We start from the raw sequence: 22,760 nt of genomic DNA, 5'->3' as shown, positions 1-22,760 counted from the left end.
TTCACAATCTATGACCACCTATTATTTTCATAGCTTCCTCTACTGTAAGCTCGCCTTGTTTCACTTTTTCAAGTACTTCAATTTTGCTGTAAGATGGTATAGTACTTTCTGCAATAGGCTCTGCCTCTTTTCTAGCCGTAATTTCTTCTACAAACCGATTGATAGTTGGATATCGGAAAAGATCACCCACTACAAACTCATAAGAAGGTAACACTTTTCGAAGTAAGTTATATAATTTCAGTACAATTAAAGAGTGGCCACCTTGATCGAATAGACTCCGATTCAACTGTACTTTCTTTCCTAAAACTACTTCCCATGTCTCTCTTACCATATCAACCATATCGCCTGACATTGAGATAGTCGACGTAGCGGTTAATTGATTCAGTAATTCTTCAGCTTGTTTCCTTAGCGACACTCTATCAATCTTGCCATTCGTATTGCGAGGTAGCTTTTCTAATGGAACGATTACATTCGGAATCGCAAAATCCGGAAGTATCTTAGAAATCCTACTATTAATGGTCTCAATACTTTGGTCTGTCCCACTAACAAAGGCAATTAAAGTATTTTCACCGTTATTACTTGGAAGACAGCTAACAAAGCATTCCATGCCAGGTTGAAGTGATAATAACGCGTTCTCTACTTCACCTAATTCTAATCGATAGCCTCGAATTTTTACTTGCTGATCACTGCGTCCATAAAATTCAATCACTCCATTAGCATTTAATCTTACTAAATCACCAGTCCGGAAGTAGCTAACACCATCCAGAGTATAACAAGTGGAGGTAACGAAACCATCCTCGGTTACATAGCCTTTTGTTACTTGTTTCCCTCCAATGTGTAGTTCGCCTATCATGCCAGGGGCTACAGAATTACCTAATTTATCAACAATTCTCAGCATGGTTCCCGGTAATGGTTTACCTATTGGGCAAAGTCCTGATTTAGAACTATCCTGATTGTTATTACACTTATAAACTAGAGACTCAATTGTACATTCACTTAGACCATAGCCATTATAAAAATTGATACCTTCCCAAAGCATGTCACATATTTCATTCTTTTCTTCAAGTCTGAACGTATCAGCACCTACTACGATTGTTTTTAAATCTTTTAAGACCCTATTTTCTTCATTTAAAAAGTGGATAAATTCCCTTACTAAAACAGGGGTTGACTCTAAAAATGAAATATTATATTTAGCTGCCATTTCTGCTAAATAGGCCATATCAATTCTTTTTTCTTCCTCGCAAATAAACAAATATCCATTCGTTGACCATGCCTTCAGCAAATCACCTAAAAAAACATCCGATGTCCAGCTCCCTAGTTGAAGAACATACTGTTCACTATCAAGGTGATAAAATTGTTTCCAGCTTTGTATGATTTGTAACAACCCTTCTGCTTTTAATGAAACGATTTTAGGTTCTCCTGTACTACCAGAAGTAGAAATATAATATGCCACATCTCCCGGGTTAAACTTGTAGGCCTCACTTATTATTTCTTTCTCATCCGTACTACGTTCAATAATAGCTGGAATGTTATCTAGGAATAATAATGTTTTTGGCTGCAATATCTCTAATGTACGTTTAGTTCTTGCTTCAGGTATACTCGTATCAATAGCACACCATGCAGCGCCTATTGTCCAAGCAGCAAAAATACCGATTGCTGTTTCAATACCTTTTTTCCCTACCAATGCAACAGTATCCCCACTCTGTACTCCTTTTTTGAGTAGTTCATTAGCCACAATATTGATATATCTTTTCACATCTTGATAGCTTAAATTTCTTTGATCATCTGAAATGGCTAAAGAATCTTCCCTGTAGTCTCCTAAAATAGAGTGAATCGAAAAGTTTTCAGACGTTGCAGAAACATCTGTCGTTAAAACATTTTTTAAATATAGCTCTTCGATTTGTGTTAAGTTAATATTTTTAACCAACATATTATTATAGTTATCTATATTTTCAAATATATACTCAAGAGAATCTAGAAGTCTCAGAAGCTCTGTTTGCTCATAACGTTGTTGATCCCAACCTAATCGTAAGCATATGGAGCCTTGTGTAATATCAAATGTTACTGATAAAGGATCAGAGCTTGTTCCATACTGGTGAACCAAATCACCATTCTTTTTATTAGTTAAGCTTCCCTTGAAATTTTGGAAAATGACAGAGGTTTTAAAGATTTCTGTATTTCCAGATACACCACCAAACTGTAATAATTTAGAATACGGAATTCCGCTATTTTCAGAAACATCTTGCAGATGATCCATTGTCTGGAGGCATACTTCTTTTAATGTTAGTTCATCTTCTATACCTATTTTGACTGGTAATGTGTTTATGAGCATCCCGTTCATATCACTCGACTCTAGTAATTGATACGGCCTTAATGCAAAAGTCGAACCTACGTATAGATTATTCGTATGTTGATATCGATTAATCAACACGCCCCATATTGTTAAAGCGACGCTTGAAGTAGTCACTCTGTTCTTTATGCTATAGGCATGAAGATTTTCTGCCGCTCTCTTACTTAACTCTTTATCCAAATACTTAAATAATGGTTTTTGACCCATATGTTGTGATTTTTCTATCGCTAATGTTTCTGCTTCAGCTAAATCACTTAACACATTTCCCCAATATTTTTCCAGCCCTTTTTGATACATTGGATCATTAATATAATGTAAATATGGTTCGATATCTGGACGAATTGCTAATGAAGTGACATCCTTATTTAACAGCTTAAAGAAATCCTCAAGTGTCTGAGCAATTGACCAACCATCCATAATAATATGATGATGCACCCATACTAATAGGTTTTTAGAAGGTTTCCAGTTTTGAATAAGGTAAAATTGTTGTGTCTTATTTAGCAACGTTCGCTGTAGCCTACCAATCTCACTTTTAAACCAATTCTCTATATTCATAAATTCATCTTGAATCCATAAATAATTAACCTCTAATACATTAATTTCTTCTACATTGCTTTGAATAATTTGGATTGGTTCTATCTCTTGCTCCCACTCAAATTTTGTTCTTAATGCTGGATTAGCTCTGGCAGTATTTAACCAAGCTTCTTGAATCTCTTTGAATGTAAATGAGTTAGGAATTTCATAAGACAAAATTTGCCAATAAGCTTCTGACGCTGGGTCTTTTAATGTTTCCATTAACATAACTAATTGCAATGGTGTTAACGGGAGTTTTTTTTCATTTTGTACCATTCTACGCTAACCTCCTTCCACATTATTTAAGTATGAGAGACATCTCTGATACCGTAGGGTGCTTCAAAAAGTCTTTCGGAGTAATATCAATACCATTGGTACGCAATTTAGATACTATTTGAAGTGATTTAATGGAATCTCCACCGATTTCAAAAAAGTTATCATCGATACCTATTTCGTTAACCTTTAGCACTTCAGCCCAAACCTCTACAATTGATTTTTCCAGTTCAGTCGTTGGCTCCCTAAATGTATTTTGAGCACCGTCTGCAAGGTATTGTGAAGCTTCTAAGCTAAGTAGTTTTCTGTCTCTTTTTCCGCTAGATGTTAATGGTAATTTTTCTAACTCAACGAACATCGATGGGATATACGTTACTGGTAAGTCTTTAGACACTGCTTTTTTCAAATCATCTCTACTTAGACTATCTTTCACATTTAAAGTGTAGAAGCAGACTAAGCATGGTTTGTTATTTTGATCATGCCCTAATACGACTGCTGTATCGTTAACTTGTGGTTGCTGTATAACACAAGCTTCAATTTCTTCTATCTCAACCCTTACACCGTTTACCTTAACTTGTGAATCTTTTCTTCCTAGAAAATCTATACTGCCATTCGCTGAAATTTTTACCAAATCGCCAGACTTGTAAAAGGTTTTTCCATTTCGCTTTACAAAAACTTTGTTCGTTTCGATTTCATTCTTGAAATAACCTTTTGCTAAAGAAGGTCCTCCAATCATTAATTCACCTGGAAAACCTTTTGGAACTGGTAGCCCGGCTTCATCGACCACTTCCATTTCTACATACGGTAATGGAAAACCAATATTATAATGATCTTTTGTTACCTGTTGAACAGTAACTTCAATTCCCGCCTCAGTTGGACCATATAAATTGAATGCTTCGACTTGTGGTAACAACTCATTTATTTTTTTAGCTAATGGACCTGGTAGTGCTTCCCCACTTAAATGAAGATACTTTAATGGCAATTTGTAATCTTTTTGAGAGTCCATTTCATTAAGCATTAATTGCAACACAGAAGGGACAAAATGACACAAATCAATTGACTCATTACAAATAAATTTCAATAAACCTAAAGGATCACGATGCAAGTCTTTAGGAGCAACAATTAACGTAGCACCCGTACAAAGGGTATAAAATATTTCCCAAACAGATACATCAAATGTATATGGCGTTTTAAACAATGTTTTATTACCAGGTTTAAGTTTATTTTGGTTTTTTTGCCATTCTATACGTAAAGAAGCCCCTAAATGTGGACATACTACACCCTTCGGCTCACCCGTCGAGCCAGAAGTAAACATAAGATATGCTGGATCATCGACAGAGACAGGTCCCATTGCTTTTACATTATTTTTAACTATATTTTTTTCTAGAGTATTTACAACTTCCCATTCTCCATATGGTATTTCATCTATTGTATTTACCATTAAAACCTTTGGATTTAATCGCTCTAATAATTTCTGTGTTCTTGCTATAGGATGCTCCGTATCTAAAGGAACATATACTGCGCCTGCTTTTAGAGCACCTAGTATTACTGCAATGGCATCTATTCCTCTGTCCATATACATAGGCACGTAATCGCCTTTTTCAATACCCATTGATAGCAGTAATGAAGAATATTTTTCTGCTTCTTGATTGAGTTGTTCATATGTTAATGCTCTATCCAGCTCTTGAATGGCAATATAATCCTTATATTTTTTCGCTGCCTCTTCAAATTGACAGTGGAGTGGCTTAGCCTTTTGTAATAGTTTCCCATTATCATTGGAGGATATAATAGAACCTTTAGTAAATGCAGTACCCCATAATTGATCTGGTTCATTAATTAATGAGGCTAGTAAACTCAAATAATTCTTCGCCAGCAATTGAATCTCTACTTCAGTAAAATGGGCAAATGAATATTCTATATGTCCTTTTACTTCTCCATTTTCTACATTGAAGAAACAACTTAAAGGAAATCTTGATCCACCAGTATCTTGCTCGATAAAGCTTGTGTTGATATTCTTTAAATCCATTTCAAGATTCACTTTAAGACTGAATGTATTATTTACTACATCAAGATACTCTCTTTTATCAATGTTAGCCGCAATATCAACAATTGAGAAATCTCCATGAGCAATATTTTCATGAACAGTGTTACTAATTTCAAGCAGGAGCTCTTTAAAAGAGGCCTTTTTATTTAAGGAAAGCGTTAAAGGAACTAAATTAACAAACATTCCAACATCATTTAAATTTTCATTAGTTCTGCCATGATAAGGAATTCCTATCGTTATTGTATCTTGCATGCAATATTTTGCTAAATTTAGTGCCCAAGCAGTTAGTAATATTGTAAACTGACTCAATTTCATTTCCTGTGAAAATTGATCAATTTTTTTACCTAGCTCTCTATGGCTTTCAATCTCTAAAATCTTTCCAATTCTTATATATTCTTCGGATTTCTCTTGAATAGGTAGTTGGGCAAGTTTAAATGCCTTAGATTGCTCAAACCAAAAATCCTTCAAATTTTGATCCTCTGATTTATTAGCCAATTTATTGATGTTATTATATAGATTTTCAGAACTACTTGATTTTATGTCATCTATAGTAATTTCCTCATTATAAACTTTAGCTATATTTTGCAGTATATTTTTTAAAGATAAGCCATCACATACAATATGATGAGATACAAGTACAAAAACAGCTCCTGCATTCTCTGTATGAATGATTGCCCCTCTAAACAATAAATCGCTCTCTAACTGGAAAGGCTGATTATAAATTGTCTTTGCAAGAGTGTGCGCCTCCTCCATATTTTTCACCTGTAGGATTTGTATGTGATGATCTACATGCTCTCCTATTTCATCTATATTTCTAATTTTTTGTTCAATTCCATAGGAAGTATTTTCTCTAAAATTCACAAAAAAGGCGGCATTTTTCTTTATGATATTGACAAAGGCGCTATAAAACTTATGTTCATCAAAAAGACCGTTAATCTGAAAAGTAGCGCCTACATTATAAAATGGATTTCCTTCATTTGTTTTCCACAAATACCAAAGACCTTTCTGCATACTCGTTGCAGGAAACCACTCGTTTTGATCAAACATAGTAGGTTCATTATTTGATGATAAGGCTGGTAAAGTAGAAAGAATATCCAATAAATTACAAGGTTTTCTCTGCTGCTGTACTTGCCATGGTAAACAATCAACATTAAACGCTTTTGAAACGTTCATAGCAATTTGTGCTGCGTCTAAGGAATTTCCTCCAACTTCAAATAAATCTGTTTGTGATGAGCATTTTAAGTTTAAGGTAGAAGAAAAAATATCAATAATCTTTTGCAAAGATTCACTTATATTCGTTGAAGATTCAAGTAATTGTTTACTATTAAAATATTCTATATGCTGTTTGTTCAACAATTCACGATCTATTTTACCGTTTCTAGTCAACGGTAAATGTTGATGAAAAATAAGTTGAACGGGTATCATATTTTTAGGCAGCTTCTCTTTCAAATAGCTAAATAGTTCAAGTTCTGAAATCGAGGATTCCTCTTCTAATACAATGGATGCTGTCAATAGCGTATTTGAAGCTATATGTAATGGTAGTGCTATAGCTTGACTTACTCTATTATGTTTTTGAAGAGTACTCTCAATATCCCCTAATTCAATTCTCACTCCATTAATGCTTAATTGAAAATCTTCTCTACCATGGAAATTAAAATTTCCTTGAATATCTCTACTTACAACATCTCCGGTGTTGTAGGCTCTTACATTTTCACCGTCAATTTCTAACTGTTTAAATTTTTCATTTGTCTCATGCGGCAAATTAATATACTCTCGTGCTAATCCATCACCAGATATCCACAGTGTTCCTTTTCTATCTATCTCATGAATGATTTGTAAATTTCGATCTAAAATAAAACACTTTACATAAGGTAAAGCGGAACCAATATGAGGTAGCTTTTTCACCTTGCCATCTGCTCTCTCTACAATCCCAGAAGTACTTACAACAGTCCCTTCACTTGGTCCATAATTGTTTACCACATGAAAAGGTAAATCTTTTGAAGGGTATTTTGTTAGTTTATCTCCCCCTACTAAAAGATATTTTAAAGCTACGTGACTATTATCCCAGTCCAGTTCCATTAGTCGCTCAGCAATAGGGGTAGATACAAATGAATGCGTTACTTGGTGCTTTATCCACGTATTTTTTAGAAGCTCTGGATTAAGTCTTTCATCTAATGTCGTCATATATATAGACGCTCTTGAAGCTATTGCACCCCAAATCTCCCAAATGGAAGCGTCAAATCCAGGTGAAGAGGTTAAAGATACTATTGAATCTTTGGTCACATCAAACGTTTTTGTATGCCAATCGATTAAGCGATTTAAAGAATTCCATTCAACGACTACACCCTTAGGTTTGCCTGTAGTACCTGATGTAAAAACTATATAAGCAGCTGATTTCAAAGAAAAATGAATATTTATGTTAATTTCCTTATGATCCAGATTAAAATGCTGAAGAACATCATCAAGCTTAAAAATGATCTGATCTTGAAAAGCATTTGCCTCATAAATATCTGGATGCGTAATGATGATGCTAGGTTTGATATCGTCAATGATGTTGTCGATTCTGTCCCTTGGTGTTTCTGGATCAATACAAACAATAACCCCACCAGCAATAAATGTTGATAAATGTGCAACAAGAAGAGCAGGTGACCTCCTAAGAACAATTAAAACCTTTTGTTCACAGCCCGGTATAATCCCATTTTCTTGCATAGCGGTTGCTAACTTAAACGATTTATGAGTCAATTGTTTTAAACTGTATTTTTTTTGATTGAACCATAAGCTTTGTCCATCATAGTAATCGATTTCTTCACTAAAAAAACTTTCATAGAAATTTGACATTCTATTACCCCAATCTAACAAATTATTTAAAACTATTAATTTTTAGATATTTAGAATATAAATTCGGATTTGCGATTGATAATTTTAAAATTTCCAATGTTTCATTTTTATGAAATCCTTTATGCGTTAAAATAGAGAAAAATTGTTGAGATAAACTTGCCACTCTATGAGAATCTACTGTAATCTGTTTGCTCTCTTTCATCTCTTTCAATTCCTGTTTAATAAGCTGATAAGGAGAATGGATTTCTCTTTCAAAGTCTTGCTTATCGATTTTCGCTTTAAAAGGTGTTCCAATAATAACTCTTAAACAGGCTTGTAAAAAGTGGATAGTCTCTTCTACTTTTAACATATTCTCATTAAGATTATTTAAAATAGAATGGATGCCATTTTTCTCGTTAACCGGTATCGCTCGATAATCAGGATATTCCATCTTTATAATATCCGTTAGAATTGTTTTAGGACCCATCTCAATAAATGTGTCAACATCTTTATTAATGAGAACGTCCATAACTTTTGGCCATCTAACACTTTCGGTAAGTTGTTTACTTAATTGATCTGCTATTTCGTCAGCCTTACTGTATAGTTGACCTGTAGCGCAGGAAAATATAGGATATTGACAATCATTCATCTGTGTTTGTTGTAGAGCTGCTTGAAATCTTATTTCTGCAGGCTTCATGAGTCTACTATGAGCAGGAACACTAACAGGTAGTATCTTTGTAACGGCTCCCTTTTTCTGTAACTCAATGGATGCCAGCTCCAATGCGTTTTTATGACCACTTAGCACAATTTGATTTGTCGAATTAAAGTTTGCAACAGTTACATGATTATCGTCCGTATCTAATCTTCGACATACTTCCTCTACTTCTTCTCCACTAAGTCCAAAGCAAACAACCATACCGCCTTCTTGAGTACATTCACTCATAGCAGTTGCACGAAGCTTTACTAATTCAACGGACTTTGCAAAAGGGATACCGTCGGCAGCAACTACTGCCGACAGTTCACCTAGACTATGTCCAGTTAAATAGAGTTGTTTTACATCGTTATTCTTTTTAAATATCTCCCAGCAGGCAATACTATAAACTAGAATTGCAGGCTGAACTATGACCGTATTACGAAGCTCTCCATTTTTGTTTTCACATGCTTTCAATAAATCGTAGCCCAAAATATCGCTAGCTTCATTATACAAATCGCGAGCTATTTGGTAATTCTCGCATAATTCTTGTCCCATAGAATCATATTGTGAACCTTGACCTGGAAATACAATTGCAGTGTTCAAACGATATCCCTCCAAATGTTAATAGTCATTTCCCTTTCAACTCAATGCTTATTCAATAATAGAGACAGTGCCTCTTCTGATGAAATATCATCACTTTCAAATGCATCTAGAATATCGCTTAATTCATCTTTTGCGTTATAAAAATGATCACAGTATACAATTTGGTCTTGGAATGTAGGATTGCTATATAAATCAGAGATTTCAAATTTTAAACCAATGAATTTATTTTTAAATAAATGAACAAATCTTAGAGCACTTAAAGAACTTCCTCCTAAACTAAAGAAATTATCAATTTCTTTAATAGTTGAAATGCCTAAAACTGTTTTCCAAATTTCACGTATACTTGCTTCAATCTCAGATAGTGTAAACTCACTTTTCACTACTTCTTCTTCCATCGAAATACTTTCGTTTTGATTATTTTTTGAATGATTAAAGTGTTCTACTTCGCTCCAGAAACTCTCGCCAAATGGGATTTTAATAACTGGTTTAAGATAATGGACTTGCTCTAAATCAAAACGTGAAATTAGACTCCATTCATAGCCCTTATTGAAGAATAAGTTTAATGAATTTTGGAAATCTACAAAATCAATCGGAGGTATGGCCGTATCACTTCCAAAATCTTTTTTATCATCTAGTATTAACGTAAAGTTCATCGTTTTACCTTTTATTCCTTTTTGATTCAAATACCCAGCCATTGAGTCTAAATATTGATTCACAGCGCAGCATTCACTTGCAGATTTCGTCCCCATTAAAGAAGAGATTGAAGAAAATAGGATAAAGAAATCTAATGGTTCTGGATTTAATTCTTTTTCTACTAAATAGGTGCCGATTACTCTGTTATGAATGCCTTTTTTGAATTGACTAAGCTTTAACTCTTTTATCCATAGATGGTAAAGTTGTTTGACCAACATAAACGCACCATTGATTTCACCGAAATCCTGTCTAATTTTCGCAAATGTTTCTTTAACAGCGTGTTCCTCAGTCACATCACACTCCATGATTGTAACTGTAGAACCTCGACTTTCAATTTCCATAATTGATGTCAGCTTATAAATCAACATGTCATCTTTTTCTTGATTATTCTCAATAATTTTTTCCCATTCCATTCGGTCTGGTAATAAATTTCTAGCCAATAAAATGATATTGACGTTTTGCTTTTCACTTAAAAACTTTCCTAATTGAACACCTAAATATCCTGTACCACCGGCAATAACATAATTGCCATTCTCTCTTACTATAATTTCATTGCCATTAAAGTCATCGCTTTGTCTTTCAATAACTTTTGTATATCTTTTTGATTGTCTAAATGCCACTAATTCTGGTCTATGATCTTTATCTTGTTGTAACTCTTTTAATAATTGGGAAGCAATGTCTTGAGAGCTTCCGTCCAAATCATGATCGATAGAGTAGGATGAAATAGTCGGTTGTTCCTGCGAGATAACTTTCGCTAAGCCAAAGGTTGTTACCCTAGCAGGAATTATTTTTTCATTGTCCTTAACTTGCTCCGTTAATGATGATATGACATTTAATTGAATTGGATGTGTAACCTCAAACTCTAATAACATTTTTGTTATATTGAATAGTGAGAAAATACCTTCTTCTTGGGATTTTTCCATATTTTCTTTTGATTCCATTGTTTCATCTAAATGCTTAAATGTGTAAGAGTGGATAATCCCTTTTAAATTTCTTAATTCTTCCACACCTATGTGTTCAAACAACTTATACATATCTTTTTCAGAATTGATGTCAATACCATATTGTTCAGATGTATATTGCACAAATTTATCTGCTTCAAGTACTTCAATTATTTTTATACCTAAAGCAGTCATTCTATTCTTTAGTGCAACGATATTTTCATCATCTTTATTCATAAAGTATAGCCAAGTCGTTCCTTCTTTTAATGCTTCATGTGTAGTCTCATTATCATGTGGATAATGTAGCCATTTCTTTTCAAAGAACAGCTCTTTCGTCTGATTTTGGAATGTCTCTTTACTAGATGGCCATATTCTTTTTGTATTAAAAATACTGACTGGTAACGGTAGTAATTTCCCATTATTAAATAATTCGCGACACTCCTCCATAATATTGTTACCTTCTAGGTATCGCTTAATAAGTGCTTTATCTGCTGGAGATGTAGCGGTAAATTCATCTAAATTTTTAATACTATCAACTTTCGTTTCATGTTCATCAGCTAAAAATATACCTTGTGTATAAAAATTACTCGGTACCTTTTCAAATGTTCTTACATTTAATAATCTTTCGACTTTTCGAAGTAGTTCATGACAATTGCTTGCAAAAATACATACTCTAGACTGCTCATGACTTCTTCTATTATTGAATGTATAGGCTAAATCTTGAATACTGTAATTTTCATTATTTTTAAGATGAATAGCTAAGGTTTTTATTTGATCCCATAGCGCTCTACGAGTTTTACTTGAAATAAACAATGGTGTCAATTTTTCAGTTAATTGCTCCTGTTTATTGTGTCGATACTCCTCTAGTATGACATGAACATTCGTACCACTTATGCCTATAGAATTCACACCTGCGCTTAAAATTTTATGTTCATCAAACGTTTTATTTTCTGAGCTAACTTTGAACGGCGTTTCTTTGAAGTTTATTTTAGGATTTTCTGCTGCAAAATGATTAAGACCTGGAACTGTTCTTTTCTCTATGGATAGTACAGCTTTTATTAATCCTGCAATACCTGCTGCATCACCCATATGGCCAAAATTCGACTTAATTGAGCCTAATTGACATTCCGTTGTCTTAGTTGATTTTTGTAGATAGGCCTTTTTAAGCCCCTCTACTTCGAGTAAATCACCTACTTGAGTACCTGCGCCATGCGCCTCAACAAAATCAATATCATTAAATGATAACTTTGCATCGTCCAGAGCATCCATTATTGCTTTAGATTGAGCGTCAGGATTAGGGACTTGCATGCCATTTGATGCACCATCACTACTAATACTCGAACCCTTTAACACAGCATGAATGTGATTGTTGTCCTTTATAGCATCCGATAATCTCTTTACAACAATAGCAGCAACCCCTTCACCTCCGATAATCCCATCTGCACTTTCATCGAATGGTGAACATCTATATTTTGTGCTCCTTACAACATAATCAGGTGCTTCCTCTTCCCAATACGGAAATAAATTCAAATTCACTCCCGCAACTACTGCTAAGTTACAATCCCCCTGCTTAAGCGCATTTTTAGCAACATGAACAGCAGCTAAAGAAGAGGAACAACTCGTATTAATGGTCATAACTGGACCTTTAAGATCAAATGCATATGATAAATGATAGCCCAGATTAGCAGGTATGTTTGAAATAAAAGCTCGTTCATCTTTTTCTTCAAATAAATTTAAATAATCAAATGCAGGATGAGGTGTATGTGCTATAAATACGCCAGTATTTGAATCCTTTAGATCATTTTCCTTGTAACCTGCCATGTATAAGGACTCTAATGCCACCTGTAAAAACAGACGCTCTGCTGGTCCCATAAATTGAGCTTCATGTTCATTCAATCCGAATTGTTCAGGATCAAACTGTTCAATGCTAGATAGCCACGAGCCATACGATCTTGGATCATTCGTTATATTATTTTTTAAATGGCTATACATTTCTTGCAATTTAGGATTAGAATTAACAATCAATTCAAAACGCTCTTTCGAAAATTCAGTCACAAAATCCTTTTTATTTATGAGACCTGTCCATAAATCATCCAGATTTGAGACATTAGGAAATCTTAAAGACATACCAACAATTGCAAGTGGTTCACTTGTTTCTTTTTCTATTTCATCTAGTAAATTTAATGCTAAATTTGTATCCAATTTATTTTCTTCTACTAAACTTAATATTTTTTTAGACATTGTGCTGTACATCATTTTCTTCTCTCCTATCCAATTCTTTAATGTATTTTAGTTGAGCGAAAATTGCCACAGTTAATATAATTAAACCTCCAGCTAGTAAGAGTAGCGTCCCATACACTCCTCGTTCTCCACTACCTAAATAAGGGATAATATTTACGTTTGAGGCAACTAATTTATCAGCAAGTATTCCTCCTATAATATAAGCGAGGGGTAATGAAATCCAAGCGAATGTTCTAGCAATTGAAAAAACTCTTCCTAGTAATTTGGGTTCTGTATGGAGTTGAATTAAAGTAAGTGTACCTGTATTAACCACTGGCAGTAATAACCCTAAACCACCCCAAAAAACTGCAATGAGTAGCATATTATTGAATAACCCTGTGAGCGTTATAAATACACCAATACCAAAATTTGAAATCAGTACTAACCATATTATGTGCTTCTTCAGCTTGATGAATGACATTAGTACCCCACCTAATACCATTCCTCCTCCATATATAGAGCTTAGTAAGCCAAATTGTTCAACAGTTCCAAAGCTCAATATATATGGCTGTCCAACTACTTGATTGAACCCTAGTGCAAAATTTAAAACCGTGAATAATAGCACTAAAGTTAGAAGAGATTTATGCTCGATTAAATAATTGAAACCATATTTTAGATCACCTAAAATGGAGTTATTTTCATGGCTATCTTCATTGTCATTGTTCACTTTTACACTTAATTTTGTCCAAAGTATTAAGAGAATAGGAATGGCAATACAATAAGTAACTAGCTCTGCACCAATGATATAAACAATACTTCCAAACCCCATTATTACTCCACCAATTACAGGACCCAGAACATCACTAGTCGATGATGCCATAGAAAATACACCATTTGCTCTTGATAACATTTCTTTAGGCACTAGATTAGGTGCTAATGTTTGTAATGCTGGCGTTTGCATTGAGCTCACTATCGAAAGCGATATAGCACCTGCAATTACATGAACCATACTTATATTCCCTAATAAAAGGGAGGAGAAAATTATTGAAGAAATAATTAGTCCAATAATATCTCCTAATAATATTAATAATCGAGGACCTTTCCTATCTATCCATATTCCTATAAAAGGCGATAACACAATTGCCGGAAGAAATCCTGCAACTAAAACGACCGCAAAACTAGATACTTGACCTGTACTTTGGTAAGCCCAGACACCAAGTCCAAACCTTGCAACAGAAGAACCTAATAAAGATATAAAGTGAGTAGCTACAACCATTAAAAAGATTGTAAATCCTCTGTTTGTTGGTTTGCTAAAAGAAGTTATCATGTATTTTGGGGCTCCTTTGCATTTCCACTACATTCAACCAAAGCTTCTTCAAATTTTGATAAGAGGAGTTGAGCTTTTTCATTACTAATCACTTGTGTATCTACCTCTAAGCTTAGATTAAGTTTTCCATCCAAAATAAAGATGTTTATTTCCAAAATATTAGAAAGCTCATTATCTGGATGAATAGCAGGAGCCTGAGGAAGATTTGAGGAGTATTGTAGCACCCCGTTCCCTCCATTTTTACTATTTGTAGAAGTACTAATATCGTTATCAAAATCTCCTAAATAATTGACCAATATGGATGGTTGAATATGCGTAATGTTGTTATTTTCTTTGATCCATCTTGCTATCATAAAGTCCAATCCACTGCCTATTTCGCTCAATGATTGTCCAACTGTGTAAAGCATTTCTTCTAGCGTACTAATTGTCACCTGTAGTGGATACATCGTAGTAAACCAACCTATTGTTCTACTAAGATCTATCGCTGATTGGCGACTATCTCGTCCATGCCCTTCAAAGTTAAATAACACATCTTGTTGACCGAATAGTTGACTAAACGCTTGAGCAAATGTTACTGCAATAAGAACATCAGGTTTATAAATTTCTGAATGTTCTCTAGCATGTAAAAATTGCTTTGTACTTTCCTCACTCAGAGTTTTGGTTACATGATATCGATCCTTAAATAAATAATCTTTTCTGACAGGCTGCATGCATAATGGATGTACATTTTTCACATCTATATTTTCCCAATATGAATGATTCGTGTGTAATTCTTTGTTATACAATTCTCCTATCCAATCAGAAAACTGCGTCATAGGGAAGCTGATTTTATCTTCACCATTTACTATAGCTAAATAATTATTTTCTAATTCCTCTAATAAAACCCTCCATGAAACCCCATCAACAACTAGATGATGAATAAAGAATGTCAAAATAGGCTTCTTAGCTGTTAGGAACACTACTGCTCCTATTGGTAATACCTTTCCAAAATTAAAGTTATTTTGTAATTGGAATTGAATGTTCTCAATTTCCTCTTTTATCCTACCCGGAGGTGTTAATTTTAGATCCTTCACAATGAGCTTAAATGTGTTAACTAAGCTTGGTTCAACAAAAGCCTTTGGTTTGCTCTCATTCACATCGAACCATGTCATCAAGCTCTCATTAACCGAAATAATTGATTGGAAAGACTTTTCTAAAGCAGCTACATCCACTTTCTCAGGCAGCTCTACTGACATTAATAAGTTCCAATAGTGGGCATGTTTAAATGTTTGTTGGAAGAACCATCTTTGCATTGGAGCAAGTGGAATCTCCTTAGAACTTAATTCCTGCCATTCTTTTTGAGTGTCCATTTCTTTAGTAGTGTTCATAGCTATTTTTCGAATACTTCTACAATTAAAGATATGGTCAATTTTCAAATTAATATTTTTTTCCTTTGCCTTTGAGATAAACTTTAATGCCTTGATGGAGTCCCCTCCAATTTTAAAGAAATCAGAATCAATGTTAAATTGACGGTCACTTAAAATTCCTTTTAGTATGGACAGCAATTCTCTTTCAATCTCTGTCAAACTACTAATATCATCTGTCTGAACTTTTCTATCGTCGTATAATTCAGGACTTGGCAGTGAAAGTCTATCTACTTTTCCACTATTAGACATTGGAATTTGTTCTATTTTTTGGTAATACGTTGGAATTAATGATTCTGGTAAATATCGTAAAAGATGTTTTTCAATATCCCTTTGATTAATATCTTGTTGACTGACTAAGTAAGCACAAAGCTGTTCACCATCTTCATTTTTATATAGTTTAACTACGGCATCTTTAATACTTGGAATTTCTCGCAAATATCTTTCGATTTCTTCCAGTTCCACTCTGTGGCCGCGAATTTTAACCATATTATCTTTCCGTCCATAACAAACAATTTTACCGTTCGGCAATACTTGTCCTAAATCCCCTGTCTTATATAAATATCCTGATTGTAAATGATTAATATGGTTAGCTATAAACTTATTTCTAGTTAAATTAGGCTCTCCCAAATAGCCTAGGGCAACACTCTCACCACTTAATACGATTTCTCCAACCCCGTATGAAGGGACTAGCTGATTCTGATTATTCAAAATGTAAACAGACGTGTTATGAATCGGTAATCCGATTGGCGCATGACTATAATCTGAGTGTAAATCTTCCTCTGTTACTTCATGATAAATCGTTCCAACAGTTGCCTCAGTTGGCCCATATTCATTAATGATACGAGCATGAGGGAATCGATCTCTCAACGTTTTACATAAAGTTATATCTAAAGCTTCTCCCCCTAGGATGAAGCATTCTACATTTGGTGCAAATCTCTCATCCTCAACTAAATATTGGATCTGTTTAGGTGTACCCTTTATCGTTATGGTTTCTTTTATCTTGGCTACACTTTCAAAAGCCTGATCAATTTCCCCTTCACAGCAAATGATTTTTCCGCCCGTTATCAATGGAATAAACATTGAAGTAATCGTTAAATCGACAGATATGGAAGTGAAAAATGGCATATCTAGCGATGTTCCAGTAGGTGAATAGTATGCAGTAGCCCAGTTTAAATAATTATTAAGATTTTTACCTGAAACGACTACACCTTTTGGTTTTCCAGTACTTCCAGATGTAAAGAGAATATATGCAGGGGAAGTTTTAGCAAAAGAATTTAACTCAATTTCCACATGCTCATCTAGATGAATACCTTCACTTAGCATATTTTTAGAGCTGCTTCGTTTATATTTTTCGCCCTTATCTTTAACAATGATCACAGCATCAAATCTATATTGATTGAGTTCATTGCTTACAGTGTATGTCTTCTCAGAACATTCAATTTGTATATCTGCTCCTACATCACTGAGAAGCTCTTTTAAAATTTCTTCATTAATAAATAAATCTGTATCCCAATCTAATTTAGTATTTTTATCCATATTTTCTTCTTTAAATGCTTGTAAAGAAGAAACAAATTCATCTTTTTTATCAATATTTAATAAATCCCCCAAGAAAATTATTCCGCCCTCTTTTAAAGAGTCAATAGCTTTTTTAAGGACTACCTTTAAATAGCCATAGCTTGGGAAACAATGAATAACACTATTAATGACAACTGCATCTAATGCTGTTTCAAACTTCTTAAAGGCATGAGCCTTCGAAATGTCAAATTTAATATTGCTAAAGTTAGATTTCTGAGCAATCTGTTTATTCCTCTCGATAATAGAGGAAGATAAATCCATAGCTGTATACGTTTTTGTATATGGAGCAAGTGCAAATGTTGTCAAACCTGAGCCACAGCCAAGCTCTAATACATTTGAATCTTGAGGTAGGTACTTTCTGATTTTGTTTACTGCGTTTTCCGCATATTCCTGCATTTCTAAGGCACTGAAAGCTTCACCTGTATAACTACTATTCCAACCACTAGCCTCTATTTCTGTTTTCTGTCCTTCTGCAAAATAGTTCCACAATGATTCGTTCATTAAATCACTTGAATCTACAACAGCACACTGATCTAAATCTGTTTCTCCTAACACCATAACCGTTTGAATATTCTTATTTTCAAATAACAGCCTATTACATAAGGAATAGAATTTCTTTTCCGAAATAATAAAGTTAGCTTGACTTTGTTTGATAATAGATTCAATTCTAGCTCTTGGGTTTTTAGGTGATACAGGTATAAATGTGACATTACTCATTAAACAAGATAAAATACCTAAAATAGCCGTTCTATTATTGTCAGAAATAATGACAGCATTTTTAACTTCACTGTTGCTGTTCAACAATTTTTCTGCTATTGATTTACTTCTATCTACTAACTCTTGATATGTTAATGAACCTGCGCTATCTTCCAATGCTGTTTTTTGTGGGTTCTTTTCTGCCATCATTAATATAGTAGTTAAAAAGTTTTTGCCATCCTCGACAAATTGACCATTTATAGCACTTTTACTTTTTTCTACATCAATATTAGTTAATTCATGCTCATGTAAAATCATATCTAGTATTTTTAAATACGTTTCAATTAATGAATCAATAAATCTTGATGAATAGACACCGTCGTAGTACTCAAGATTACAGAATAGCTCTCCATTTGGTAATTCAACAAATTCGAATTCAAGATCCCATTTACTCGTTTTGTGTTCAGAAAGAATAGGTGTTAATTCTGCTTCATCAAAAGCTGATGTCGTATTTTTAAATTTAAAGTTTTGAAGTGCCACGTTTATATTAAATAAAGGAGAACGACTAGTATCCCGAGGTAAATCTAATTTCTCCACTAATAAATCGAAAGGATATTCTTGATGTTTAAAGCTATCCAATAACATGGTCTTAACATTTCTTAATAAAGTAAGGAAATTATCATGTTCTTCATAATTAACCCTTAATGGGATAGTATTCGTAAATAAACCAATGATTTTTTCTAGTTCTTCATTTACTCTTCCAGATACCGGTGTACCGATTACCATATCTGTATCACCAGTCATCTGATTAATTAGTTTAAATACACTCGACACTAAAACCATGTATAATGTACTTTCATTTGTATTTGCAAAAGCTCTTAATTTATCTGCTAAGCTAGCACTAATATCAAATCTTTTAAGCCTTCCAGTATATCGGAAAGTGCTTGGTCTTAATTTATCGCCCGTTATTTCTGTAATAGGTAGACTTCCTCTTAATGTTTCAAGCCAGTAATCTTCATGTTGTTTAAACCTACCACCTTCTATATTTTCACGTTGCCATGCAGCAAAATCTACATACGTATTTTCTATTTCGGGCAAGGCTTCATTATTACTACTATTGTACAAAGTGAAAAGTTCATCCGATAATAGTGATAATGACCAGCCATCTACAATAATATGGTGCATCATTAAAGCAAACAGACTTTTATTTTTTTCTGTTTTATACACAAATACTCTTAAAAGTGGTCCCGCTTCTAAATCATACGGAGTTTCTTTCCAACGATTGAGTTGATCCATTGCTTTTGCTTCTGCGTTATCTTCTATACTAAAATCTTTGTATTCAAATAAATAGTTTGGTTTTTGCAGTATTTTCTGTTTATTTCCATCCTCATGCTTTACAAATACTGTTCTTAAAGATTCATGTCTTTGTGAAAGTACATCAAATGTTTGGCGTAACCTCTCAATGTCAACTAACCCGTTAACTTTAAAAATAAACGGAGTATTGTAAACCATTTTTTGGTCTGTTAATTGTTCTATAATGCTCAATCTGTTTTGACCATATGATAATGGAAATTCATGGTTTTCTACACTAATTTGAGGTATGACTTCTGTCGATTCTGAATGATCATTGTTTACTTGTTTACTTAGTTGTTCAAATGTAAGAAATACATCATCTAAGACAAAGTCTCTATTAAATTGTTTTTTCAAACGGGTAATAAATTGTAGTCCTGAAAGAGAGTTTCCACCTACTGAAATAAAACTATCCGTTTGCTTAATATTCTCAGTTTCTAAGATTATTTCTGCTAAACTAATGATTTCTTCAAGAGCTGTTTTTCCTTTTACCTCTATAGCTTTTACGCTAGCATCACTCTGTAACCAATAAGATTTTTCATCAAAGTAGTATGTAGGTAAAGAAATTTTATGATTATTCTCATCCTGAAATTGTTTATGCCAACTACATTTTTCACCTGTAATAAAATTTTCTGCTAATTTCTTGATAGTGTTATCGTCATCGGTTGTCATATCAATAATTTTTTCCCAATTAGTCATATCAAGATTGACTAAATTTTTACAGGCACCTATTAGATCGTCCATTGTCTCAGCTATAATAGCTAATCTTATTTCATGATGCTCCCTACCTGTACACATCGTATATGCTAAATTACTTAGATTAATCGTATCCCCAGATAAATTAGAGAAATGTTCAATAGTACCTCGCAAAGATAATTCAGATTTTGCTGAAAAAGGAATGACATATGCTTTTATTTTATGATCTTTCTTATGAATTTCAGCCTTCGTTGGAGCTCCCTCTAATAGTAAATGAACATTCGTACCATTAAAGCCAAAGCAACTTACACCAGCTATAATAGGTTCGTTTTCTTTTTTATTCTCTTTAATATTAAATGGTACTGTCGGAATAAAAACTGGAGAATTTACAAAATCAATATGTGTATTTGGTTCAACTAAATTTATTGTAGGTGGAACTATTCCCTTTTTTATTACATGTAGTGCTTTGATTACACCCGATAAACCTGCAGCTCCATCAAGTAAATGGCCAATATTACCCTTCACAGAACCAATTGGTAAAAATTGTTTATCGTTATTACTTCGTTCAACTGCTTCTTGAATGCCTTTTATTTCAATAGGATCACCTAAATGAGTACCTGTGCCATGCGCTTCAATGTAGTCAATTTGCTCAGGCTTAATGCCCGCTAAATCCCATGTTTCAGCTAATAAATCTGCATGTGCTTTAGGATTTGGCGCCGTAATACCCGCTGAAGTCCCATCATTATTTACCTTAGAGGCAATTATAACAGCGTGGATATTATCATTATCTTCTATTGCTTGATCTAAAGGTTTTAATAACAGGGCTACTGCCCCTTCTCCTCTTCCAATCCCACTAGCTGAGTCGTCAAAAGGTTTACACTTTTGTTGCTCAGACATAATACCCGCAGCATTCATAAACAGTTTTTCACTATTTATTGGATAAGGGAAAATATTAACACCGCCGACTAATGCCGTTTCACAATCATTATTCATTAAACCCACACAGGCTTCATGAATTGCCAACATGGAGGAGGCACAGGTAGCATTCACGACATAAGACGGTCCTTTTAAATTAAAAATATAAGAAATTCTTGAGGCCGTAAAAGCAGGAATATTTCCTGGAACACTTAATGGTGTGAATTCAGCCAATCCTTCAGAGTAATTGGTCATAGCTGCTGAAATGTAAACACCCGTATTTGAATTTTTTATTCGACTCCCTGCGTAACCAGCATCTTCAAAACATTGGTATGCGATTTGAAGAAATCTACGCTGTTGTGGATCCATTACTTTTGCTTCAGCAGCTGAAATATTAAAAAATCCAGCATCAAATTTATCAACTTCATCTAGCCACGCTGCATCCCAAAACGGCTTCTCTTTTGAAATTTTAAGTTTTTCCATATTATTAACAAGGAATCCCTCACACAACGATCTCCTACTATCACTTAATTCTGTTATTTTGTCCTGTTCATTGCTTAAAACATTCCAAAATTCATCAAAATTTTTAGCACCGGGTAATTCTGCAGAAATGCCTATTATGGCAATTTTTTTATCAACTTTCGGTTTAGACTCACTTTTAATTTCATTCACCGATTCAATGATTTGCTTCGCTGCGTCTTTTGTTAGTTCCTTATTTTTAAGAAGATTTAAAACTTGAGGTATTAATTTACTCATAATATTTATCCTCCTCTAATATTAGATTATTCAAAAAAATTTTTTCTAAGGCCGAAAACTCTTTTATCTTTAGTTGTTGCTCTGATGGAAATTCATTCATTTTACTACATACGGAAATTTTATAACCAGTAACCAAGTTATATTGCTTGAAATAATAAGGATACGGACTAATATCTTGTACAATTGAAATTTCATTATGACTAGTCTCGATGGAGAAAGAATCTAAAGGAATGCTTAAACCTAGTCCAATATTTTTCACAAAAGCTTCCTTCAAAGTCCATAAGTCATAAAAACGTTCTTTTTTCATTTCAGTTGGTGTTTGATTGTACGAAGTGTATTCTATACTCGAAAAATAATTTTTAATTATTTCATCTTCGTAATTATCTTTCATTTCTTCAATATCAATTCCTACATCACAATTGCCAATGACACCTATAACCCATTCACCTGAATGAGAGATGTTAAATTCATAATCTCCATTGATACAATATGGCTTCCCATATGTATTCGTTTGGATATTTATGTCGGAAGGATGACATTTCAAATGCTTCATCAATAAATATTTCATCAACAATTCGGATAGTAAGGACCTATATGCATCTATTTTATTTAAGTAAGCTTCTATTCTTCTTGCTTTTTTTGTACATACAAAATTCATTAGTTCAGAATAATTTGAAATATGTACAGGTACTTTAATTAAACAAATTTCTATCACATATCACGCCCCCAAAATTTTCTTTATAACCTCAAAGTATAAATCCCTTTAAATTACATTAAAGGATATTAACTTTAAAAAATAAACCTATTTTCCATTTATAATATTAAACACCA

General features: G+C 33.6%; 7 protein-coding genes. All 7 read right to left on the bottom strand.

Going from position 1 to position 22,760, the window contains the following annotated elements; translation table 11 throughout:
• Position 1 precedes the first annotated feature (1 nt).
• From ACP3VS_RS06615 to ACP3VS_RS06585, 7 genes are read right to left on the bottom strand one after another with little or no spacing between them, the layout of a single operon-like run.
• Positions 2-3,199: a condensation domain-containing protein gene (locus tag ACP3VS_RS06615; protein WP_426388481.1), complete on the bottom strand. Its 3,198-nt coding sequence runs from the start codon at positions 3,197-3,199 to the stop codon at positions 2-4.
• Positions 3,200-3,221: 22 nt separating this feature from the next.
• Positions 3,222-8,078, bottom strand: a complete 4,857-nt coding sequence (locus ACP3VS_RS06610; RefSeq protein ID WP_426388480.1) for an amino acid adenylation domain-containing protein — start codon at positions 8,076-8,078, stop codon at positions 3,222-3,224.
• Between the two features lie 22 nt (positions 8,079-8,100).
• A complete protein-coding gene (gene fabD, locus ACP3VS_RS06605; RefSeq protein ID WP_051563268.1) occupies positions 8,101-9,354 on the bottom strand; it encodes an ACP S-malonyltransferase in 1,254 nt (417 codons plus the stop codon).
• A 41-nt stretch (positions 9,355-9,395) separates the two neighbouring features.
• Positions 9,396-13,244, bottom strand: coding sequence for a beta-ketoacyl synthase N-terminal-like domain-containing protein (locus ACP3VS_RS06600; protein WP_230586013.1), 3,849 nt, complete (start codon positions 13,242-13,244; stop codon positions 9,396-9,398).
• Positions 13,222-14,535, bottom strand: coding sequence for an MFS transporter (locus ACP3VS_RS06595; protein WP_036161991.1), 1,314 nt, complete (start codon positions 14,533-14,535; stop codon positions 13,222-13,224). Before ACP3VS_RS06595 ends, ACP3VS_RS06600 begins: the two co-directional genes overlap by 23 nt.
• A complete protein-coding gene (locus ACP3VS_RS06590) occupies positions 14,532-21,929 on the bottom strand; it encodes a condensation domain-containing protein (protein WP_426388479.1) in 7,398 nt (2,465 codons plus the stop codon). Before ACP3VS_RS06590 ends, ACP3VS_RS06595 begins: the two co-directional genes overlap by 4 nt.
• Complete coding sequence (locus tag ACP3VS_RS06585) at positions 21,922-22,644, bottom strand: 4'-phosphopantetheinyl transferase family protein (RefSeq protein ID WP_063389785.1); 723 nt, start codon at positions 22,642-22,644, stop codon at positions 21,922-21,924. Before ACP3VS_RS06585 ends, ACP3VS_RS06590 begins: the two co-directional genes overlap by 8 nt.
• Between the last annotated feature and the right edge of the window lie 116 nt (positions 22,645-22,760).

This window comes from Lysinibacillus sp. VIII_CA, from assembly GCF_049943995.1.
Classification (GTDB): Bacteria; Bacillota; Bacilli; order Bacillales_A; family Planococcaceae; genus Lysinibacillus; species Lysinibacillus pinottii.
This window is presented reverse-complemented; position numbering and strand designations above follow the sequence as displayed.

What these genes read in the sequence shown, in the direction of transcription:
- ACP3VS_RS06615 (WP_426388481.1), bottom strand. Translation starts at nt 3,199, where the DNA reads ATGGTACAAAATGAAAAAAAACTCCCGTTAACACCATTGCAATTAGTT.
- ACP3VS_RS06610 (WP_426388480.1), bottom strand. Translation starts at nt 8,078, where the DNA reads ATGTCAAATTTCTATGAAAGTTTTTTTAGTGAAGAAATCGATTACTAT.
- ACP3VS_RS06600 (WP_230586013.1), bottom strand. Translation starts at nt 13,244, where the DNA reads ATGATGTACAGCACAATGTCTAAAAAAATATTAAGTTTAGTAGAAGAA.
- ACP3VS_RS06595 (WP_036161991.1), bottom strand. Translation starts at nt 14,535, where the DNA reads ATGATAACTTCTTTTAGCAAACCAACAAACAGAGGATTTACAATCTTT.
- ACP3VS_RS06590 (WP_426388479.1), bottom strand. Translation starts at nt 21,929, where the DNA reads ATGAGTAAATTAATACCTCAAGTTTTAAATCTTCTTAAAAATAAGGAA.